Genomic DNA, 17551 nt, shown 5'->3' with positions numbered 1-17551 from the left:
GCTTACACCAACGCGCCCCTCCGGGTCATGGCAGCGCCGCTCATGGCCTCGGCGGCCTGTTCTTCTGAAATGAGTTTGTCGAGCAACCAGAGCAGTTTCCCCGGCCCGGCATCATGGATGTAGTCGACCACGGGATGGTCGGGCTTCTCCTTGACTCGCTCCCATTGCGCTTCGAGCGTGACCTTGTCTTCAAGGAAGGCTTCGTGAATCCATGCCATCAGCGATTGGGTCAGACCCGGGATATCGGTGTCCACGCTCGGCCCCCACGAGAAGTAGTAATCCATCTCGTCCTCGTCGCGCGGCGTCACCGCCTGACATGTCCAGGTATCGAAGAGCAACTGGCCATCCGACGCGCCTTCAGTCGCCTCGCCGGCAATGAAGGTACGGAAGCGCATGACGAAATTGCAGGGAAGCGACATCTGCACATCAAAGTGGAAATCGAAACGGGCCTCTGGGGGAAACAGGTGTGCAAACACGTTGAAGGCCGGTGAGTTGCGCAGCCAGAAGTCGTAGTCGAGCCCACGCTCGGTCAGCTTGTAGTTGATACGCGCATTGGCGTACGCACGCGTTCCGCCAAAGGTCTTGTCGTGCGTCCAGGCGATGTGGGTCAGATCCGCGAGGTTGGCAATCTCCAGTCGATAATTGCTCTTCATGTCCATCTGGCCGGTGTTGATGCGCCAGCCCGGCTCGTCAGGCCCGACGGCAAAACAGATCAACGACGGATCCGCCTTGTCCGCCTCTCCCATCCAGACCCAGATCCAGCCGTCACGCTCCACGACCGGGTACGAACGCACGCGGGCACGCTCGGGAATGGTATCCATGCCCGGGATTTCGATGCACTTGCCGCTCGGCTCGAACAGCCAGCCGTGATACATGCATCGAATACCGCCGTTTTCACGCCGGCCACACGACAGGGCCGCCTGGCGATGGCAGCAGCGGTCTTCCATGACCACGGCACGCCCGTCGGCATCCCGATAGAGCAGAAGTGCTTCACCAGCGATCCGTCGCGTCTGAAGCTCATCGCGAGCCAGCGTCAGGTCTTTGCCCCAGCCAGCGCAGTACCATGCGTTCTTCAAAAACATTGTGTGTCTCCTTGGGTCCATTGAATGGGCTGATCAGCCCTTCTCGGTCTTGGGTATCGCCTCGACAGGTTTCGTCTGGACAGCGGCCCGTTACGATGCGAAGGCGTGTTGTCATAGTGCGTTCTGGAAACGCCCTCGGCACTGGTCAAAAAGGTGGGAATCCCCGAGCGCACGCGCGATGCAGCCCGAAACGGACAGACCCCGCCTAATTGACGGGGTCTGTCCGGGGTGTCAGAGCCCGGCACGGAGGGCCGGACGACGCGGTGGGCGCAAGCTCAGAACTTGTAGCGCATCTGGAAATACACTTCGTCTTCATACAGCGCCGTCCCGATGGGACCGGCGCGGAAGCGACCCAGCGGCTCGGCACTGGCCATGCCCATCGAGTAGCCCATATCGGCCACCGAACCGGTGAACGGAGCGTACGGGTTACATGAACGGCAGTCATCGAAGCGGTTACGCCGGTTCGAACCGCCCTTGAAATTTGCCCCGATCGTGAGTTTGAGTTTGTCGGTCACGCTCCAGTCCACCTTCGGCGCGATGGCATGCGTTCTCGAACGGAAGTCGCGCGCGATGACCAGTTCGGGACTCAAGCGATCGTTCATGAGAAATCCCTTGATCAGCAAGGTGCCGATGAAGTTGTCCTCCCAGTCCGGCATGCCTACTGGTCCGAGGGTGTTCCGGGCGCCACTGGGTGCGACATAGTCGCCCTTCTTGTAGTACTCGTGATCGAAGATGTGCTGCCAGAACAACTGGGCCGAGATGAGTGTGGTGCGACGCGGGTTGATCCAGGGGATGAAGGTGGGCCGATCGATCCCGATCACTGAACGCCACACCTTGTTCTCCGAGTAAAGACGGTCGCGTGCCGTGTTGGCAAATTCCTCACCTTTGGTGAGCGCCCCTTCCAGCCTCACCGCTGCCCCCAGCGACTCCAGCTCGAAGTCCATCGAACCGCCGATCAGATTCACCCGCGGATACACCACATCAAAGGCGATCAAGTGCGTGTTCGCCGTGCTCTGCGGATCGCCGGTGAACGGATTGACCGCGCCGGTTCGCATGGCCCGCAGCGAGGGCAGTTGAGAGCGAAAGGTCAATGCGTTCAGCGAGAACGAGATACCACCCTGCGTCACGCCTTCGAACTTCGCACCGAACTGCGTATTGGAGAGCGACCAGTCAGGCCGATCCACATTGCGGATGCCCACCTGATGGGGGCCGAAATCCGTCGAAATGACGCCCCCCGCACCGAAATTGGCGACCGTGCCACCGTTATCCCACAAATTGGCCATCCCCCTGAACAGACAGCCGGCATCGAGAATCACGTTTGGCTGACCGCACTGCCCAAGGTTGTGCGGCCTGAACTTGTCGAAGTTCCACACGAGCTGGATATTCCGGTCCTGCATGGACTCGGACGGCCCCATGCGATATTCCGCCTGGGCGATCCACATTGGAATACGGATATCCTCGAGTTCGTCGTAGATGTTGTTGCGTGAGTAATCCACCGGATTGATCACGTCCAGCACGCGGAACAGGTCGGTTCGACCCCACACCACCTGCTGCTTGCCCACCTTCACGTAGATCGCGTTACCGTTGTCCAGATAGAAGCTGCGCCGGATGTGAGCCTCCCGGATGAAGTCCAGGCGGTCGTTGAACTCGGGCATTTCGAGTTCGCTCTGATCCAGATCGCCGTATCCACCGAAGTCCTTGCAACCACGACTGTCCTTGTCGCAGGGGCGTACCGGAACCCCGAACGCCACATCGCCATGCGGATAACCGTGCCAGCGGTCGCCAAGTACACGCAGACCATCATTCGGATTGGACGCCAGGTCAAAACCGAACTTGTTGTTCGGACCGAACAACCCGGTGCCCGTGGTGTAGTTGAGCACGCCCCCGCCGTGCGGCACCATGGCCCCCAACGAGGTATCCTCCAGCATGATCGGGCCGCCGGCATCATCGCCGTATTGCCCTTTGTTCATGCGATAGACGCCGTCGAAGGTGCCGCGCAGAATGCTGCCGAACTGCCAACCGCCGGCCAGCCGCTTTCTGGATTCGATGGTCAGGGTATTGCGGAATTTGGACAGCCCGACGACATGCCCGGTCGCGTCCTTGCCCCGATACGCCGTATGGTTGTCATAAAGCACATCGATATCCCAGGGATCCGAGCCACTGCCCAGCAATGGAAGCTGGGCCGCGGATGGGAATGAAGCCGTTGCCAGCACAGCGGCAAGAGCCAACGGTGTCAGTTGCCGCTCGCAGTCGAACCACGTCATTTGATGTCTCCTCTGTCTTGGGGGTGGGCTCGCCTCTGCGGGCGGGCCCCTGGAGCGCATGCTTCACGCCGCCCGCAATCCGGCCAAGTCACCTCGCAGACGCTTTGCACCTCGCGGTCACGCTCCGGACAGGGACGGTTCAATGATCGGTGCACGTGTTTTGTGCAACGCCGACCGAAAAGACGGGAAAACTGCGCAGGAGCCAGCCGACGAAGTCGGACGCTGATCGGTCGTTTGGGATGCCCCAGGCGGGGCCGGACGCACAGGGCCGGGGCCGACTGGGCAAACGCCGGGCCCGCGAAAACTCCCCCGAGACAGCTCAAGAGATACGGCTCGTCGATTTGATGGGTCGCTCCGGGTCGGCCCCGGATTCGACCAGGCAACAATCCCGCCTTTCCGGCGGGTGTGCCCATCGTTGCAGACAAGCACAATGTAAACAGACAAAAAAAACGCCCTTCCGCAGAAGGGCGTGAGTAGGAGGACTGTCCGATGTCAGTCTGAACCGCGCATGTACTGCACCTGGAACTTCTGCGGCGGAGTCTGGGCCTTGTCGATCTCGCCGCGGAAGTGACCGGTCGTGCAATGGTTGGACTGCACGTCGACCATCTGGAAGCCGTCATCGATACCGATGCCGGTGCCCTTGTTGATCGGCAGGTGGTAATCCGGATGGCTCTTGCCCACGGACCACACTTTCCACAACTTGCCGTTGCGGTCATAGATCTCGATCGCGCCGTTCAGGTTCTGCAGCTGAGCGTCCATGTAGAACACGCGCTTGCTGATCGGGTGGTTCGGATTGACCGGCGTGGCCTCAAGCACATAGGCCTTGCGCAGCTGCCACGGGGCCTGCAGGAAGCAGCCGCCCTTGCCGCCGAACTTGATGTACTTGTAGCCATCGTCGTCCGCCGGGATCTCGTCGCTCAGGGGCGCTTCATTGTGCTTCCACATGGGCAGCAGCACGTTCTTGGTGCCCTTGTAGGTCCACTTCATGTCGGACACGCGACCGTTGTAGCCCTCGAAATCCTCGATCATGAGATCGGAACCGAGGAAGGCATCGGTCACCTGACCGGCGGCCAGACGGCGCACACGTCGCTGGAAGCCCAGGTACAGGTAGGCGTCATCCAGTTTTGAGTCGTCGTCGTAGCGCTGGATCAGCAGTTTGGTGTCCTTCAGATCCTCGGGGCCGACCACTTCCAGGTAGATGGCACGGAAGAGGTCCGACGGGTTCGGGGTCACTTCGGGGACCGGATCATCCTTGATTCGGTGCTTGAAGTTCAGGAAGCTGAAGTGATTGGTCAGCGTCCGCTCGACTTCGCCGGACTCCATGTTGCGATACTTGAAGATCAGCGGTCGGATGACGGCGTTGTCACCCCAGTTCAGACCGTACTTATAGTTCCAGGCCAGCTTCTCGCCGGCGCGCGGATCGTTGATGTCCGGCTCTTCCGGGAACGGACGGCCAGCCACGAAACCGGAAATGTTGTCGCCCGGATTGGCGCCCAGCTTGGTCTTGTTCAGGTTGTCGCGCGTGGCCTTGATGTATTCCTTGGGCAGTTCGAAATCGATGGATTCACCGACCGTGACGGTGGTGTTGCCATTCTTGATCATCATGTAGGTGCCGTCGGCCAGGGCGTCCTTGAACTGGTCCACATTGTCCTTGTTGATCACCGTGCCAACGCTCAGCCCCGGGAAGGACGGAAAGCCCTTCTTGTAGGGGAAGAAGGTGTTATCAACATCAGCCTCGGTGGCCGCATACGCGCCTCCGACCAGGCCAGCCATGACGAGCGCGAGGCTCATTTTCTTCAGCATGGGTGTCTCCTAATGAAACTTGGGTGGTTCTTGTGCGACAAGTCCTGACACCGGCCCGGTCAGCCCGGGCCGGTTCGCTGGATCAGAACTTGTAGCGCATCTGGAAGAAGACTTCGTCTTCGTACATTGCAGTGCCGATCGGGCCGGCGCGGAAGCGACCGAGCGGCTCGGCACTGGCCAGACCGAGGGAGTAGCCACCGTCAACGACCGGACCGGTAAAGGCCGGGTACGGATTGCAGGTACGGCAATCGTCGAATCGGCTGCGGGAGTTGGAACCGCCCTTGAAGTTGCCACCGACGGTCAGCTTCAGGTTGTCGGTCACGCTCCATTCGACCTTCGGCGCGATGACATGCGCACGGGCACGGAAGTCACGCGCCAGGATCAACTCGGGGCTCAGGCGGTCGCCCATCAGGAAGGCCTTGATCAGCAAGGTGCCGATGAAGTTGTCCTCATAGTCGACCATACCCACCGGGCCCAGGCTGTTGGTGGCGCCACTCGGGGCAACACGCTCGCCGGTCTTGTAGTACTCGTGGTCGAAGATGTGCTGCCAGAACAACTGGCCCGAGATCAGCGTAGTGCGACGCTCGTTGATCCACGGGATGAAGGTCGGACGATCCACACCGATCACCGAACGCCACACCTTGTGCTTGGAGTACAGCTGCTCACGCGCGCTGTTGGCGAACTCTTCACCATCGGTCAATGCGCCTTCCAGTCGGATGGCGGCACCGATCGATTCGGCCTCCAGGTCCATGGAACCACCGATCATGTTGATGCGCGGGTAGTACACATCAAACGCAATCAGGTTGTTGTTGGTGTCGTTCTGGGGGGCGCTGGTGAAGGGATTGGTCGCCCCGGTGCGCAATGCCCGCAGGGACGGCAGCTGAGACCGGTAGGTCAAGGCGTTCAGCGAGAAGGAAACCCCGCCCTGGGTCACGCCCTCGAACTTCACCCCCAGCTGGGTGTTGGACAGCTTCCAGTCAGGCAGATGCACATCGCGAATACCGATCTGGTTGGGTCCGAAATCGGTGGACATAAGACCACCAAGCACCGGATTAGGTGCAAAGTTGGCCACTGTCCCGCCGTTGTCCCACAGATTCACCATGCCGCGGAAGAAGCAGCTGGCGTCCAGGATCACGTTTGGCTGCCCGCACTGACCCAGATTGTTCGGGCGGAACTTGTCGAAGTTCCACACGACCTGCACGTTGCGATCCTGCATGGACTCGGACGGGCCCATGCGGTACTCGGCCGTGGCAATCCACATCGGAATGCGGATGTCTTCGAGCTCGTCGTAGATGTTGTTTCGCGAGTAATCGACCGGGTTGATCACGTCGAGCACGCGGAACAGGTCGGTACGACCCCACACCACCTGCTGCTTGCCCACCTTCACGAACACGGAGTTGCCGTTGTCCAGGTAGATATTCTTGCGAACGTGCATCTCGCGGATGAAGTCCAGACGGTCGTTGAACTCGGGCATTTCGAGCTCGTTTTGGTCCAGATCGCCGTAGCCGCCGAAGTCTTTACAACCGCGGCTGTCCTTGTCACACGGACGCACCGGAACGCCAAAGGTGACATCGCCGCTGACATGGTCGTGCCAGCGATCGCCCAGCAGACGCATGCCATCGTTCGGATTGCGCGTGATATCGAAACCGAACGCGTTCCCCGGAGGCCCGGATGCGTTGTTCACGATACCGCCGCCGTGCGGCTGAGTATTCCCAAACGTCGTACTCTCCAACTCAACCGCCCCCCCCGCCTCGTCACCGAACTCACTCTTGTTCATGCGGTACACCGCATCGAACGTCCCCCGCAGGGTGGTATCGAAGCGCCACCCGTTCGAGAGCTTCTTGTCGGCCTCGATGGTCAGGGTATTGCGGAACTTGGATAGCCCCACGTTATGACCCGTTGCGTCCTTGCCACGAACGGCAAGATGGTTGTCATAGAGCACGTCGACGTTCCACGGCTCACTCCCCTCGCCGAACAGCGGCAGATCTCCGACCGCCATCGCTGGGGCCGAGAATGCTGCAGCGACCATCAGGGCGCACAGCTTCTGGGGTGGTTTCTTTTTCTGGTACCACTTCATAGGATTGTCTCCTCCTGTGAATTTCACCGGACCTCCCAGGACCGGCGCTTGCAAGACTTCTGTTTTTTTATGCCTCCAGGACGCCGTCCTCGTCGTAGTGGGCCGCCGTCACGAATTTGGGTTTGAACACCACGCACCAGGCCGGCACGATGAGCACGGCGGCAATGGCATTCACGATGAGCATGAAAGAGAGCAGGATTGCGGCGTCGGACTGGAAGCGCAGGTCGGACATGAAGATCCACATCACCACCCCGGCGATCAGCGTGATGGCGGTGAAAGACACGGCGTAGCCGGTAGTGGCCACCGCGCGGATCACGGCCTGCTTGATGTCGTGCAGGTCGGCAAACTCTTCACGGATGCGGTCCATGAAATACACCGCGTAATCGATGCCAACCCCGACCCCCACCGCGATCACCGGCACGGTGTTCACGTTGATGCCGATGCCCATGGCGCCCATGTAGGCGTAGGTCATGAGCGTGGCGAACAGCATCGGCAGCACCATCAGCCAGCCGGCGTGCAGCGAGCTGTAATAGACCATCACCAGCACGAAGGCGAGGATCATGACCGCCGGGATGATGATCATGTGGTCGGTGTGCAGCGACTGATTGACCGCCGCATTGACGCCGATGATGCCGCCGCCCAGGGCGATCTCCACATCGGGCAACTGCTTGCGTAGCTGGGCGATGCCTTCCTCGGCCAGCGCCACCACACGGTTGATGGTATCGGCCTGGTGGTCCTTGTAGTAGAAGACGATGTCCGCCTCGCTCTCGTCCGGCGTCACGAACTCTTTCAGGGCACCCGGGATCGGGCTGGAGGCCATGTAGGCAAACATCAGGCCGCCCACTTCGCGGGAGGTATCCGGAATCTGCATCCAGCGTGGATCATCGTTGTGGGTGAGCTTGTTCACCACACGTACCACCCCCGGAATGGCCTTGGTGCCACCCACGGTCGGGTCGTTGAGCATGTGCGCCTGGAACTGCTCGATGGCGCGCATCACTTCCGGCTGCTTGATGCCGCCCTTCTCCTTGGTACGCACCGACACGTGCAGTTCTTCGGAGCCCGGGAAGCGCTCGTTGATCGCAGCTGTCGAGATGTTGTAGTCGTGGTCGTGGTGCAGCAACGGCGAGCCCGGCTCGGATTCACCCAGCTTCACCATGGACACGAAATAGGTCGCGCCAATGGCACCGATCAGGGTCAACACGAGGATCGAACGCGCGCCGCCATCGGTACCGCCGGTCAGGGCCATGGCCTTGCCGAGGAAGTCGCGCACGCCCTGGTTGGCGTTTTCGGTCTTCTTCGGCTGCGGCAGCACGGTCAGGGCCAGCGGCACCATGAAGTGCACCGTGAAGATCACCGAGAAACCCCAGAAGCCGGCCGCCAGACCCAGTTTGTGGTTGAACGGCGCCGCACCGAGCATGAGCACCGCAATGCCCACCGCATCCACGATGATCGCCAGCGATCCCGGGCGGAACAACGCATCGAGCGCATTGCGTGCTGCCTTCTTGCCATCCTTGACGACATCCAGCTCTTCGTAATACCGCGCCACAAGCTGCACGCCGTGTGAAGTCGCCCGGGCCGCGATCAGGAACGGAATCGGCAAGGACAGCGGCTCGAGGTTGATCCCCACCATGGCCATGAAGCCCAGACCCCAGATCGTCGATAGCGCAATGCCGAGCAGCGGCAAGGCGATACCGTAGAACCGGCGGAAATAGACAATCAGCAGCGTGGCCAGCAAGGCCAGCGTCCAGGCCAGAATCTCGATGATCTGGTTCAGGTAGGTGTAGACCCAGCCCGTGAGCACCGGGTTACCGGTCACGTAGATCTTGTGCCCCGGGGCCTCCAGATCCGCTCGGACCTTCTGCAGGGCGGCAAAGGTCTTCTCGTAATCCAGATCCGATTCATTCAGCTGCGCCTTGATCAGTGCGGCTTTCAGATCGGGCGAGACCAGCAGGCCGAAGATCGTCGGGTTGGCGATCACGTCCTTCTTGAGTTGCTCGAGCTGAGCGACCGACAGATCCCCCTTGAGCGGATCGTAGTAGGAGTCGGACTGGAACCCCCCGTACTGGTCCACGTAGATCTTGCGCGAGGTCCGGTGGGTCAGGCTGTTGACCAGGTTGTGGTTGACGCTGGGCAGACCATCGACCCCTTGGGTCGCTTCATGGACCAGCTTGAGGGTTTCGTTGTTGAAGATCGTGCCCTGCTCCACCTCGATGGACATGACGATCATGTTGGCGCCGCCGAAGTTCTCCTTCAGACGGTTGTAGACCTGGATGTACGGATGGTTCTGCGGCAGCAGGTCGGCAAAGTCGGAATACACACGCAGCTTGGGCAGTGCCAGGCCGAACACGACCGTCATGGCGAGAATCAGCGCGAGCACGATCTTCGGATTGGCAAAGAGCCACTCTTCACCCTTGTGCAGCTTGTGCGTAATGGAATGCTTGAATTGACTGACCATGATGTTCCCCTCAGTTGCCAGCCGCTGCGATCACGCGCAGCAGACCGCCGGGACCACCGGCAATGACAGCCGCTTCAGTCGCCGCGGGCGCACCGGCGGCAAAGAAGACAGGCAAGGGGTCGGGATAGGCGACGGCGCGCCAGGTATCCCCTTCGAGCCGTGCGACAACCCCGCTCGCGCCCACCCCGTGCGGCACACCGCCGAGCATGAACAGGCGGTACATCGGGGCACCGGTAGCGTTGTCCATGGGCAACCAGCTCTGGCCACCGTCTTCGGTCTTGAGCATCTGGCCGGCCAGACCGCTCACGTAGCCCACCTCCCGCGACACATACATGGCGTCATACGGATAGAACTCGTTGGGCATGTCGGTGCGGCGGTTCCAGCTGGCGCCACCGTCCTCGGTCACATAGACCATGCCGAACTCGGCGGTGGCCACCCCGTAATCCCGGTCCAGGAACTGAATGGCGGTGATCTGGGCATCTTCACCCAGGTCGATGCTGTGCCAGTTCGCCCCCTTGTCCGCGCTGTAGGCAATTCCGGAACGCGTTCCGGCCACCCACCAGCGACCGACCAGATCGCAACTGACGGCCAGCGGGATCTTCGGCTTGTCCACCGAAACGCTCGTCCACTGCTGCCCCTTGGCATCGGCATGCCAGACCTTGCCGTGGAAATCGATGCCGAGCACCGTGCCGTCCGGACACGTGGCGAGGCCGATCATCGACGCGCCATCAGTGGCTTCGCGCCGCCAGGTCTTGCCCTTGTCGTCGGACACCGCCACGGCGCCGTTCTGCAAACCGGCCACGATCACGTCCTTGTTCGACGTCAGCGACTGCACCACGTCGTAACGCTTGACCGGCTTTTGCGCCGTCTCGCGGACTGCCGACAGGTCGGCACTTCCGCTGCAGGCAGCGAGCAGCACCATGCTCGCCGCAGTTGTCATCAGTCGCGCTGTGCGACCCGAAATCTTGCTCACAGCTCCTCCTTGGTGAGGTCTCTGGACCTCTCGCCGCACGTCAGGCAACGCGGCTGTCTTTTTTGTTTGCGATGGTTCTGGGGCGGCTTCCCGGCCGCTCGATTCTGTGTTTATTCAGCGGCCGAGATCTTTCGCCGACTGCCCGGCGATACCCCAGTTCGTTTTTGGAACCTCCTGGATGAGGACCCGAACACTCTGCTGGGGAGCATCCAGTGCCTCCACCAACGCGGCCGTGACCTTCTCGATCACGGCTCGCTTCTGGTCCTCGGTCCGTCCCTCCAGGATGTGGATATGTGCCAGTGGCATGGGTACCTCCCGGGCCTTACTCGACGAAGCGCAGCGAGGTGCTGCCCATGCCCTGCACGCGCAGCGTGATGTGATCGCCCGGCGCCACCGCCACGGCTTCGGTCACGCCACCCGAGAGGATCAAGGTGCCGGCGGGAATCTCCATGCCGCGTCGGCCCAGGTTGTTGGCCAGCGCCGCGATGGCCGCCGCCGGGTGACCCAGCACCGCGGCACCGGCGCCCAGGGCGACCGGCTCACCGTTCTTCTCGAGCACCACACCGACGGTGCGCAGATCCACATCAGACGGGCGCGCCGGCTGACCACCGACCACGAAGCGCGCGGCGGAGGTGTTGTCGGCCACCACGCTCTTGAGATCGAACTTGAAGTCGCGGTAGCGGCTGTCGATCACCTCGATGCCCGGCATCAGGAAATCGGTGGCGGCCAGCACGGCGCCGATGTGGCACCCCGGGCCCTTGAGCGCACGCTTGGTCACGAAGGCGATCTCCGGCTCCACCTTGGGGTGGATGAGCTCGGAGACCTTCACCTCGCCGCCCTCGGGCACGCTGTAGTAGTCGGCCATGAACCCGAACACCGGCTCGGTCACGCCCATCTGCTTCATCTTGGCGTGCGAGGTCAGGCCGGCCTTCAGGCCGGCAATGCTGTGGCCCCGGGCGATCTTGCGGGCGCGGATTTCGTCCTGGATCGCATAGGCGTCCTCGAAATCCATGTCCGGATAGTCTTCGGTGATCTTGAGGGTGTCCTGCGCTTCGAGTTCACAGTTCTCAAGGTGCTCGGCGAGCTTCTTGATGATGGCTTGGTCGAGTTTCATGCGGCCTCCTGCTTGCGTTGCTTGGCCAGGGAAAGGGCCGTGTCTTCAATCATGTCTTCCTGTCCGCCGACCATGCCGCGACGCCCCATCTCCACCAGAATTTCCCGTGCGGGAATGCCGTACTTCTCCCCGGCCCGCTTGGCGAACAGCAGGAAGGAGCCATACACCCCGGCGTAACCGAGCGTGAGGGCATCACGGTCGATGCGGATCGGGAAGTCCATGATCGGCACCACCAGGTCTTCGGCCACGTCCTGGATCTTGAACACGTCCACCCCGGTCTCGATGCCCATCATGTCGCACACGGCGATGAGCACTTCCATGGGGGTGTTGCCGGCTCCTGCCCCCAGGCCGGCGGCGGCTGCGTCGATGCGGTTGGCGCCGGCTTCGATGGCGGCGATGGAGTTGGCCACGCCCATGGCCAGGTTGTGATGGCCGTGGAAACCCAGTTCGGTCTCGGGTTTGAGCGCCTCACGCACGGCGGCCACGCGGGCCTTGACCGTCTCGGGCAGCAGGTGGCCGGCGGAGTCGGTCACGTAGATGCAGTTGGCGCCGTAGCTCTCCATGAGCTTGGCCTGGCTGACCAGGCCTTCGGGGCTGTTCATGTGGGCCATCATCAGGAAACCGACGGTGTCCATCTCGAGCTTGCGGGCCATGCCGATATGCTGCTCTGAGACATCGGCCTCGGTGCAGTGAGTGGCCACGCGGATGGTGTTCACTCCCAGCTCATGGGCCATCTTCAGGTGATCGACGGTGCCGATGCCCGGCAGCAGCAGCGCCGAGACCTTGGCCTGCTTCATGAGCGGGATGACGGTGGAGAGGTATTCCTCATCCGTGTGCGCCGGGAAGCCGTAGTTCACCGAGCTGCCGCCCAGGCCGTCGCCGTGGGTCACTTCGATGAGCGGGATGCCCGCCTCGTCCAGCCCGGTGGCGATGGACTTCATGTCGTCCAGCGTCATCAGGTGGCGCTTGGGGTGCATGCCGTCGCGGAGCGTCATGTCATGCACGGTGATTTTCTTGCCTTTCAGATCCATGATTCGCTCCTTTAGGCAGTGGGCGCGAGCGTCAGCTCGCCCTTGAGGATTTCTTCGGCGAACATCTCGGCGGTGCGCGCAGCGGCGGCGGTCATGATGTCCAGATTGCCGGCGTATTTCGGCAGGAAGTCACCCAGGCCTTCGACCTCCATGAACACGGAGACACGGTTGCCGTCGAAGACCGGGCCATTGACCAGCTTGTAGCCGGGCACGTACTTCTGCACCTCGGCGATCATGGCGTGGATGGACTCGGTGATCTTCTGCTGATCGGGTTCGGTTTCGGTCAGACAGTGCACCGTGTCGCGCATGATCAGCGGCGGCTCAGCCGGGTTGATGATGATGATGGCCTTGCCCTGCCTGGCGCCGCCCACCTTCTCCACCGCGCCCGCAGTGGTGCGGGTGAATTCATCGATGTTCTTGCGCGTGCCCGGGCCGACCGACTTGGAGCCGACGGTGGCGACGATCTCGCCGTACTTCACCGGCTGCACGCGGGAGACGGCAGCGACCATGGGAATCGTGGCCTGGCCACCGCAGGTGACCATGTTCACGTTCATCTCTTTCTTGCCCACGTGCTCCTTGAGATTCACCGGGGGCACGCAGTACGGACCGATGGCCGCCGGGGTGAGATCGATCATCATCACGCCCAGCTCGTTGAGCTTGCGGCTGTTCTCGGCGTGCACATAGGCGCTGGTGGCATCGAAGGCGATCTGCACGCCGTCGGCCTTCACATGCGCCAGCAGGCCATCCACGCCGTCGGCAGTGGTCTTCAGCCCCATCTCGGCGGCGCGCTTGAGGCCTTCGGATTCGGGGTCGATCCCGACCATCCACACCGGCTCGAGCACCGGGCTTCTTTGCAACTTGTAGAGCAGATCGGTGCCGATGTTGCCGGGACCGATCAGCGCACATTTGATCTTGTTCATCCGTTACGTCCTGTCAAATGGCTTGAATAGAAAAAAAGCTGCGCGCGCAGGTCGGAGAGGGAGACCGGGGTGAGCCGCGCGCTGCCTGAAAAAGTGAAATCGAAAGTGTTCATGTCAGTGCCCGCCCCCGTGCTTGCCCACAGACCACCCGGTTGCGCTCAACGTCGCTTCCGCGGTCTCCTGAGGCTCAGCCTCCAGGGCGGTGGCCAGCGAATCGTTCCAGCGATTGAAGAAGCCGAAGAGCCCGATCACGCCGAGCATCTCGACGATCTGCCCTTCGCTCCAATGCGCACGCAGCTGGTCCATCTGCGCGTCGGTGACGTCGTTGGGCTGACTGGCTGCGGCCAGTGCGAAGTCCAGGGCGATACGCTCGGCCTCTGAAAACAGGGGGCTGGCGCGGTATTCGTGAATGGCCGCCAGCTTGTCGCCTTCGACGCCATGACGCATGGCGCTGGTGGCGGTGTGCGCGCGGCAGTACATGCAACCGGCTGCCATGCTCGCCACGTGACCGATCAGCCGCTTGAGGCCCAGATCCACTTCCCCACTCGGGTCGTAGACACCCTTGCTCAGGGCAATCAACCCGCGCGTCAGCGCCGGCCGGCGCGCCATCGTCAGCAGACTGTTGGGCACGAAGCCCAGCGTCCGCTCGAAGAAAGCGAACTCGTCGGCCAGTTCGGGCGCCGCGTCTTTCGGGAGGGGATCGAGTCTGGCCATGATCGTTGCCCTCAGACGAAGCGCACCGAGCAGCCGCCCACGCCACCGATGGTCACGCGCAGGCTGTCGCCCGCGGTCACCGGCACCATGGCGCCCAGCGCGCCGGAGAGCACAACTTCGCCCGCCTTGAGACCGATTCCGAGGCTGCCGAGCATGTTGATGAGCCACACCACGGCATTGACCGGAGAGCTCAGGGTAGCGGCGCCAGCGCCGGTCACCGCGATCTCGCCGTTCTTCTCCAGCACCATGCCGCAGGTGACCAGATCGACTTCACGCGGATCGACCAGCGCGGAGCCGAGCACGAACACGCCGCAGGAGGCGTTGTCGGCTACGGTGTCCTGAATCTTGATCTTCCAGTCGCGGATGCGCGAATCGACAATCTCGAAGCAGGCCATCACGCCTTCGGTGGCGCGCAGCACGTCGGCCGCCGTCACCCCCGGCCCCTGGATGTCCTCCTTGAGCACGAAGGCGATCTCGCCTTCCGCCTTCGGCTGGATCAGGGTGCTCATGGGGATGGCTTCGCCCTCGTTGTACACCATGCCGTCGGTGAGCCAGCCGAAGTCCGGCTGATGCACGCCGAGCATGTTCTGAACGGCCTTGGAGGTGACGCCGATCTTCTTGCCGATCACCGCTTCACCCGCCTCGATGCGGCGCGACAGCATGCGCTGCTGGATCTGGTAGGCGTCTTCGATGGCGATGTCGGCGTGACGGTTGGTCAGCGGCTCCAGCACTTCGCCCTTGACCAGGGCGTTGTAGAGCTCGTCGCCGAGTTGATTGATGAGGTTCTGTTCCATGGTTCTCTCTCAGTTCCGGGCTTCGGCGAGGAAATCCCCCACCAGCCGGGCAAAACGTGCGGCATGCTCGATCTGGGTCCAGTGACCACAGCGGCCGAACACATGCAGTTGCGAACGGGAAATCAGTTGATGCAGTGCGAGCGAGGTCTGCAGCGGAATCACTTGGTCGTCGCGACCGTGGATGATCAGCGTCTCGTGCTCGATGGCGCGGATGTCGGCCTCCGGGCTGGCCATGGCATCGACCCAGCGCTGGCGCGGTGCCGGGAACATGGCCGAGAAGCTCTCCTGAAAGCCCGGGCGGATGCTGGCCTCGTAGCGCAGTTGCGCCAGCTCGTCATTGACCAGCGAGCGGTCCCAGGCGAAGTAGTCCATGATCCGGCGCATGTTCTCGAAGCTGGGGGTATAGCCCCACACCGCGTCGAGGCCCTCAGTGATCTCGAAAGGCACACCCACGCTGCCCATCAGCACCAGGCGGCGCACGCGCTCCGGATGGCGAATGGTCAGCGCCAGTGCCAGCGCACCACCGAACGAGTTGCCGACCAGATCGGTTTTCTGGATATCCAGCGCATCGAGCAGACCCACGGCCTGATCGACCCAGTTGTCCATCGAGTAGCTGTAGTTGTCCGGCCGTGCCGAAAAACCGAATCCGGCCATGTCCGGCGCAATCACCCGCGCCTGCTCGGCCAGGGACGGCATCACCAGACGCCAGTTGGCCCAGGCCGACACGCCCGGACCGGAGCCGTGAATCAGCATCACCGGATCCCCGGCGCCGACATCGTGATAATTCGTCTCGATGCCGGCGGCGGCGATGGTGTTGGCGATCTCGGGGCTGGCGTTCGTCATGACCGTGCTTACAGCTTCACGCAGATGTTCTTGAGCTCGGTGTAGAACTCAAGCGAATGCACACCGCCTTCGCGGCCGATGCCGGACTGCTTGGCACCGCCAAACGGTGTGCGCAGGTCGCGAAGGAACCAGCTGTTCACCCACACCAGACCGACTTCGAGCTGACCGGCAACCCGGTGCGCCTTGGCCAGATCCCGGGTCCACACGGAGGCGGCCAGGCCGTATTTGGTGTCGTTGGCACGACGCACGATCTCTTCTTCAGAATCGAAGGGCTGGATCAGCGTGCAGGGGCCGAAGATTTCTTCGCGGGCGATGGCGGAGTTGTCGTCCAGCCCGGTCCAGATGGTCGGCTGAACCCAGGCACCATCGTTCATGCTGCCGCCCATGTCGGGCTTGCCACCACCGGTCACGACCGTGGCGCCCAGCGCCTTGGCCTTCTCGTAGTAACCCAGCACCTTCTGCTGGTGTTCCTTGGAGATCAGCGGGCCAAGGTTGGTGTCGGCATCTTCCGGACGGCCCAGCTTCAGGCCCTCCGCCCCCTTCTTGAGGGCGTCGACGAACTTGTCGAAGATCGGGCGCTCGACATAGACGCGTTCGGTGCCCAGGCAGACCTGGCCACAGTTGGCGAACACGGAGCGCATGGTGCCCTCGATGGCCGCGTCGAAGTCGGCATCGGCGAACACCACCGCCGGGTTCTTGCCGCCCATCTCCAGCGACACCGGACGCGCGCCGGTGGACGCTGCTTTCATGATGGCTTCGCCGGTGCGGGTTTCACCGGTGAAGGTGATGGCATTCACATCCGGATGGGTGGTGACGAATTCGCCGGCCGAACCCGGGCCGAAACCGTGCACCACGTTATAGACGCCCTTGGGCACCCCGGCCGCGTTCATCACCTCGCCGAGCAGCGCAGCGGTCATCGGCGTTTCTTCAGAGGGCTTGACCACCACGGTGTTACCGCAGGCCAGCGCCGGGCCGACCTTCCAGGTCATGAGCAGCAGCGGCAGGTTCCACGGGCAGATCACACCGACCACACCCACCGGGCGACGCACGGCGTAGTTCAGGGCACCACGGCCGTCCGGCGTCGCCATTTCGAAGAACTCGGTCGGCACGTTCTTGATCACGTCCGCGAAGATCTTGAAGTTGGCCGCACCACGCGGGATATCGATATGGCGAGCCAGGCTCATCGGCTTGCCGGTATCGGCGCACTCGGCGGCCAGAAACTCGTCGAAACGGGCGTTGATGCCGTCGGCCACCTTGTAGAGGATCTCGACGCGCTCGGCGATGCTCATCTGCCCCCACGGGCCGGTGAGTGCAGCCTTGGCCGCGGCAACCGCCGAGTCCACTTCCGACTTGCCGGCTTCGTGAACACGGCCGATGACGCTGTTGTCGATCGGCGTGCGGTTGTCGAACTGTTTGTTCGTGGCGACGAACTCGCCATTGATGAAATTGAGGATGTCCTTCATTCCGTAACCTTTGTGTTC

Annotated in this window: 14 protein-coding genes; all 14 read right to left on the bottom strand. The window is 62.3% G+C overall.

The genetic code is table 11. The annotated features are described in order from the left end of the window. Positions 1-2: 2 nt before the first annotated feature. The 14 genes from J0W34_RS09635 to J0W34_RS09570 all read right to left on the bottom strand — a co-directional run bounded on the left by J0W34_RS09635 (position 3) and on the right by J0W34_RS09570 (position 17533). On the bottom strand, positions 3-1082 hold the full coding sequence (locus J0W34_RS09635) for an aromatic ring-hydroxylating dioxygenase subunit alpha (protein WP_230971518.1): 1080 nt from the start codon (positions 1080-1082) through the stop codon (positions 3-5). 275 nt (positions 1083-1357) lie between these two features. After that, the gene (locus J0W34_RS09630; RefSeq protein WP_230971517.1) at positions 1358-3346 is read right to left on the bottom strand and encodes a DUF1302 family protein; all 1989 of its coding nucleotides are present in this window, start codon (positions 3344-3346) and stop codon (positions 1358-1360) included. 492 nt (positions 3347-3838) lie between these two features. Continuing rightward, the gene (locus J0W34_RS09625; protein ID WP_230971516.1) at positions 3839-5149 is read right to left on the bottom strand and encodes a DUF1329 domain-containing protein; all 1311 of its coding nucleotides are present in this window, start codon (positions 5147-5149) and stop codon (positions 3839-3841) included. 82 nt (positions 5150-5231) lie between these two features. Continuing rightward, complete coding sequence (locus tag J0W34_RS09620) at positions 5232-7226, bottom strand: DUF1302 family protein (protein WP_230971515.1); 1995 nt, start codon at positions 7224-7226, stop codon at positions 5232-5234. A gap of 67 nt (positions 7227-7293) precedes the next feature. Then, positions 7294-9681 carry an efflux RND transporter permease subunit gene (locus tag J0W34_RS09615; RefSeq protein WP_230971514.1) on the bottom strand — a complete coding sequence of 796 codons (2388 nt, stop codon included), beginning with the start codon at positions 9679-9681 and terminating at the stop codon, positions 7294-7296. A 10-nt stretch (positions 9682-9691) separates the two neighbouring features. Further along, entirely contained in the window at positions 9692-10654 is a 963-nt protein-coding gene (locus J0W34_RS09610) for a WD40/YVTN/BNR-like repeat-containing protein (RefSeq protein WP_230971513.1), read from the bottom strand. Between the two features lie 114 nt (positions 10655-10768). After that, positions 10769-10960: a 4-oxalocrotonate tautomerase gene (locus J0W34_RS09605; protein WP_230971512.1), complete on the bottom strand. Its 192-nt coding sequence runs from the start codon at positions 10958-10960 to the stop codon at positions 10769-10771. Between the two features lie 16 nt (positions 10961-10976). Then, on the bottom strand, positions 10977-11768 hold the full coding sequence (gene dmpH / locus J0W34_RS09600; protein ID WP_227814738.1) for a 2-oxo-3-hexenedioate decarboxylase: 792 nt from the start codon (positions 11766-11768) through the stop codon (positions 10977-10979). Continuing rightward, on the bottom strand, positions 11765-12799 hold the full coding sequence (gene dmpG / locus J0W34_RS09595; RefSeq protein WP_230971511.1) for a 4-hydroxy-2-oxovalerate aldolase: 1035 nt from the start codon (positions 12797-12799) through the stop codon (positions 11765-11767). The genes dmpH and dmpG overlap by 4 nt, the downstream gene beginning before the upstream one ends. A gap of 11 nt (positions 12800-12810) precedes the next feature. Next, on the bottom strand, positions 12811-13719 hold the full coding sequence (locus J0W34_RS09590; protein WP_227814740.1) for an acetaldehyde dehydrogenase (acetylating): 909 nt from the start codon (positions 13717-13719) through the stop codon (positions 12811-12813). A gap of 114 nt (positions 13720-13833) precedes the next feature. Further along, positions 13834-14433: a carboxymuconolactone decarboxylase family protein gene (locus J0W34_RS09585; protein WP_230971510.1), complete on the bottom strand. Its 600-nt coding sequence runs from the start codon at positions 14431-14433 to the stop codon at positions 13834-13836. Between the two features lie 11 nt (positions 14434-14444). Continuing rightward, the gene (dmpE, locus tag J0W34_RS09580) at positions 14445-15227 is read right to left on the bottom strand and encodes a 2-oxopent-4-enoate hydratase (RefSeq protein WP_230971509.1); all 783 of its coding nucleotides are present in this window, start codon (positions 15225-15227) and stop codon (positions 14445-14447) included. Between the two features lie 9 nt (positions 15228-15236). Further along, positions 15237-16070, bottom strand: a complete 834-nt coding sequence (locus J0W34_RS09575) for an alpha/beta fold hydrolase (protein ID WP_230971508.1) — start codon at positions 16068-16070, stop codon at positions 15237-15239. Between the two features lie 8 nt (positions 16071-16078). Continuing rightward, the gene (locus tag J0W34_RS09570) at positions 16079-17533 is read right to left on the bottom strand and encodes a 2-hydroxymuconic semialdehyde dehydrogenase (RefSeq protein WP_227814744.1); all 1455 of its coding nucleotides are present in this window, start codon (positions 17531-17533) and stop codon (positions 16079-16081) included. Positions 17534-17551: the final 18 nt, after the last annotated feature.

It is taken from the genome of Nitrogeniibacter aestuarii (assembly GCF_017309585.1).
GTDB classification, from domain to species: Bacteria; Pseudomonadota; Gammaproteobacteria; order Burkholderiales; family Rhodocyclaceae; genus Nitrogeniibacter; species Nitrogeniibacter aestuarii.
Note: the sequence above shows the minus strand (reverse complement) of the source record. Positions and strands in the feature narration are given on the sequence as shown.